General features: G+C 42.5%; 3 protein-coding genes. 1 reads left to right on the top strand and 2 read right to left on the bottom strand.

What is annotated here, in order from left to right; genetic code table 11:
• Positions 1–259: 259 nt before the first annotated feature.
• Positions 260–496, bottom strand: coding sequence for a hypothetical protein (locus ACFSCZ_RS16960; protein ID WP_380775596.1), 237 nt, complete (start codon positions 494–496; stop codon positions 260–262).
• A gap of 140 nt (positions 497–636) precedes the next feature.
• Positions 637–1,521 (bottom strand): M23 family metallopeptidase, encoded by an 885-nt coding sequence (locus tag ACFSCZ_RS16955; protein ID WP_380775593.1) that lies wholly within the window; start codon positions 1,519–1,521, stop codon positions 637–639.
• A 212-nt stretch (positions 1,522–1,733) separates the two neighbouring features.
• Between ACFSCZ_RS16955 and ACFSCZ_RS16950 the strand changes: the two genes are divergently transcribed.
• Positions 1,734–3,128 carry an NAD-dependent succinate-semialdehyde dehydrogenase gene (locus ACFSCZ_RS16950; protein WP_380775591.1) on the top strand — a complete coding sequence of 465 codons (1,395 nt, stop codon included), beginning with the start codon at positions 1,734–1,736 and terminating at the stop codon, positions 3,126–3,128.
• The last annotated feature ends 153 nt before the right edge of the window (positions 3,129–3,281 follow it).

Raw genomic sequence — 3,281 nt, 5'->3', positions numbered from 1 at the left:
AGGTCTAGGTGGATGGGAATCTTTTTCTTAAAAATAAAAACACAAAAATCTAGATACAAGTCGTCTAAATGTAAAATAAAAAAGCCTGTAGAGAAAAAAACATATACTTTCTCTACAAGCTGAGCCCTTAAAAAGAGCTTTTAGCTTTTCCCGGGCTGGTAACCGGGACTTTGAGACAGCAGCGCTCGGGCAATCCCCATAAAATAATCAGATTCCCTGATGATATGGTTGATCACTACCTTGGCCGTTCGATTACGGCTTACATCATTACTGTGGTCTCTAATTTGTCTGCACAGTTGAATAAACCAGAATAAAACAAGCAGGAGAACACGATGATATAGGTGGGATGCCAATTAATCGCATAATCGACTGATTCAATAAAGCTGACCACCTGCTGGTGTGTATTGGATAATGCACTTTCCCATTCAAGCGGAGCAACAACATATTCTTTTTCCAAACCGGAAACCCATTCGCGGATGACAAACGATATGTTCATCCTCCTGGAGTTTCCTAAATCAGCTTCAATCCAAAATTCTTAAAGGCATTTTCCGGCCTTAATAAAATTGCATGGGAGCCCTCCCCTTTTTGCTTTATCCACTATTTGGGCAACAGGACAAAGGTATACTAAGCTGCTCTTTATTTACCGCGTATTTTCGCACCGGTATGTGGCGCGGCATAAATATTTACCAGTCCGAAATCGGCTGTTTGAATTGTATACACATCCTTTTGAGGACTTCCAATAATTTCATATGCCAGTCCACCAAATTTCTTCGGATTCAGATATCCGGACTCATTTCCTTTTACCGGCATAAGGCCAATCGGATAGACGCGCCAGGAGGAAGACGAGGAAGGCAAAATCAATGTTTGATTCATCTTTACGGTATTGCGATTTTCGGCAGGGTTAATCCAGCTCCCTGGTATTCCTTCTTTTGTCGTAACATTGATCATTCCTTGAGATGTAAGGTATACGAAATAGCCTCCCGGTTGAACTCTGCCTTTGGGATTCATTTGCCTGCTCGCGTCGTTAGCTGTTAAATAACCACGGACCGAGGCATGTACATTATAAGTGGATTTGGTGTTTTCACTTTTCCCGTTGGACGACAAGTATTTTTCCGGATTGTAAGTCGACTGCTCAGGATTAGTTGTCCAACCATATTGGGGCGAAGCAGTTTTTCTGATTTCATAATGAAGGTGAGAGCCCGTCACCCGGCCGGTTGCTCCCTGAAATCCAATGATTGTTCCTTTTTTTATCCTTCTTCCCTTCTGAACTGCAGCTTTTTCCAAATGGGCATAGAGATGAGCGGATCCTTTTTGATCTTGAATGACCACTACATTTCCATATCCGCCAAGCCCTGTCCCGCTTTTTCCCCTACCGGCAAATAGGACACTCCCTTCCGTAAAAGAATAAATGGGAGCCTGATGTGCCTTGACTAAATCGATTCCTCCATGAAACTTTCTCCCGCCTGTAATTGGATCAATCCTCCATCCGTATGGTGAAGTTACCCGATACCCTGAAAACATGTGTGTCTCAGCCTCCTTATATGATTTCTATCTTTTATATAGGGATTTTTTGTGTACCAAGTCACCCTCATAAAAATATCCTCAAATTGTAAGTGGTAGTTTTTCGACTTTGTGTTAAAATAATAGAGGGATTGCCTAAGTTCATTTACTTGGCAACAGAAACAATCTGTTATAAAGTGAATGAAGAATACATAGATAAAGGAGTTGTGATCATGGCAGAAACATTTCAAGTAAAAAACCCGGCTACAGGTGAAGTCATCCAGGAAGTAAAGGTTGATACAGCCGAGGAAGTAAATAAAAAACTTGAAAAAGGCCACGAAGCTTTTAAGAAGTGGTCTCAAGTAAATGCTCATAAACGTTCAGAATTGCTTTTTAAATGGGCTGATAAAATAAAAGAAAACAAAGAGAGCATCGCGGAAGTGATGACGAAGGAGAACGGAAAACCTATCCGTGAATCTTTGGGTGAAGTAGACTATGCAGTAAGCTATGTGCTTTGGTATGCAGAAGAAGCCAAACGCATCTATGGACGTACCATTCCTGCATCTGCTGAATCTAAGAGAATCCTGGTAACAAGACAGCCGATCGGCCTTGTTGCTGCGATTACCCCTTGGAACTTCCCTGCAGCCATGATGACCAGAAAAGCAGCTCCTGCACTTGCAGCCGGCTGTACGTTTATCGTGAAACCAGCAGTGGAAACTCCTTTGACAACCATTCGCTTGATCGAGCTTGCCCATGAAGCAGGAATTCCTGAAGACGCTGTGCAAGTGGTCAACGGCAGCGGCCGGATGATGGGTGAGTTATTCACAAGCAGCAAATTGGTTAGAAAAATTACATTTACTGGTTCAACACCTGTTGGAAAGTCCCTGATCAGAGATGCTGCCAACAATGTACAGCACGTAACAATGGAACTTGGCGGACATGCTCCATTGATCGTTGCTGAAGACGCAGATATCGATATTGCGGTTGAACAAACGATGCTGACTAAATTCAGAAACGCCGGCCAAACTTGCGTTTGTGCTAACCGCTTGCTTGTTCACGAAAGTATTGCGGATGAGTTTGCTGCAAAATTTGCTGAACGTGCAAAACAACTTAAAGTTGGCAATGGCTTAGACAAAGATACAGATGTAGGTCCGGTCATCAACAAAAAAGGCTACGAAAAAATTGCTTTCCAAATCAATGATGCGATTGAAAAAGGTGCGGAAGTACTTGCCGGAAACCAGTTTGATGTAGACGAAGAAAAAGGATCCTACTTTGTATATCCAACTGTCCTGAAAGATGTTACACACAATATGGATATTATGCAGGAAGAAACATTTGGTCCTGTAGCACCTATCGTTACCTTTAAAACATTGGAAGAAGCAGTTGAAATTGCAAACAGCACTCCATACGGACTGGCAGCTTACTTCTTCACAAATGACTATAAAACAGGAACATACCTTCACGAAAACCTTGACTTCGGCATCATCGGCTGGAACGACGGTGCACCATCAGCAGCTCACGTGCCATTCGGCGGCATGAAGGAGAGCGGACTTGGACGCGAAGGCGGCATCGAAGGTATCGAGCCATATTTGGAAACAAAATACTTGTCCATCGGTGGATTGGAATAATGAAAAACGGACGACCCGGGTCGTCCGTTCAGGCTGTCGAGAAACCCTCGACAGCCTTTTTAATTATTTATAATATTTGTTCTTTCATCGTTTTAATTTGTTAAAATAAAAATAACAAAATATGGCGGTGATAAAGTTGCTCCATACAAAATC

Source organism: Siminovitchia sediminis (assembly GCF_042680885.1).
Lineage (GTDB): Bacteria > Bacillota > Bacilli > Bacillales > Bacillaceae_C > Siminovitchia > Siminovitchia sediminis.
The sequence above is the reverse complement of the archived record's forward strand: the minus strand, read 5'-3'. Positions and strand labels throughout refer to the sequence as shown.

Bases quoted from the DNA above. Each gene is read 5' to 3' on its own strand.
- ACFSCZ_RS16950 (WP_380775591.1), top strand. From the start codon at position 1,734: ATGGCAGAAACATTTCAAGTAAAAAACCCGGCTACAGGTGAAGTCATC.
- ACFSCZ_RS16955 (WP_380775593.1), bottom strand. From the start codon at position 1,521: ATGTTTTCAGGGTATCGGGTAACTTCACCATACGGATGGAGGATTGAT.
- ACFSCZ_RS16960 (WP_380775596.1), bottom strand. From the start codon at position 496: ATGAACATATCGTTTGTCATCCGCGAATGGGTTTCCGGTTTGGAAAAA.